This is a genomic window from Streptomyces sp. MZ04, assembly GCF_004684775.1.
Taxonomy (GTDB): domain Bacteria; phylum Actinomycetota; class Actinomycetes; order Streptomycetales; family Streptomycetaceae; genus Streptomyces.
Window position 1 is genome coordinate 1 of record NZ_SRIC01000619.1, and the last position, 741, is coordinate 741.

A 741-nucleotide genomic window follows, 5' to 3' on the forward strand; every position below is an offset into this window, starting at 1 on the left:
GGGCCTGGTGGGTGGGCTTCCGGCGGCGTACGTCTGCCGCCGGTTCGTCTGCGACGCGCCTACCACTGAGGTGGGGGAGCTGGCGGCGCGGCTGTCGGACTGAGGCTCAAGCGGGCTACTTTCCCCAACCCCGCCCCTTCCCGAACCTTCCGGCTGCGCCGGGCTCATGGCTCGGTCAATCACCGGCTCCGCCGAGTTCGTCCTCAAACGCCGGACGGGCTGAAATACCTGGTTCAGGTCGTCCCCGGGTGCCCGCCCGGGGAGAACTCCGCCAGCGCCCCCGCCACGATCCGCTCCAGGCGGTCGTGGTGCGCGCCCCGCCAGTACACCCGGTCGCAGTCCGCGCACTGGGCGAAGACGTCGTACGTTCCCCGCGTGCCGCCCTCCAGGAGGTCCGCGACCTCCTCCTTTGACGCCGCCCGCAGCGTGCCGTTGCATGCCGTGCACCGTGTCCATGGGTGCAGGGCCGGGGCGAACCGGGCCAGGATGTCGTGGAGTTGGGCGTCCGGGGCGTCGCTGTAGACGTACGCACCTGCCCACAGCTCGCGTCGGCGCAGCAAGCCCCGGTCGCGGCTCAGGAGGACCCGGCGCTCGGCGGCGGACCGCGCTGCCAGTGCGGGATCGCCGATGTCCGTGCTCTCGTACGCCGCGTCGACGCCGAGCAGCCGCAACCGCCGTGCCAGCGTGCCGAGATGGACGTCGAGGAGGAAGCGCAGCGGGGCCCCGGGGACGGGTTGGGGG

1 protein-coding gene is annotated in these 741 nt (G+C 72.9%); it reads right to left on the bottom strand.

Translation table 11 applies throughout. From position 1 onward, the window contains the following. Positions 1-233: 233 nt before the first annotated feature. Positions 234-741: Mut7-C RNAse domain-containing protein (locus tag E2651_RS43525; protein ID WP_209446406.1), on the bottom strand; the 508-nt coding region annotated here is incomplete at its 5' end.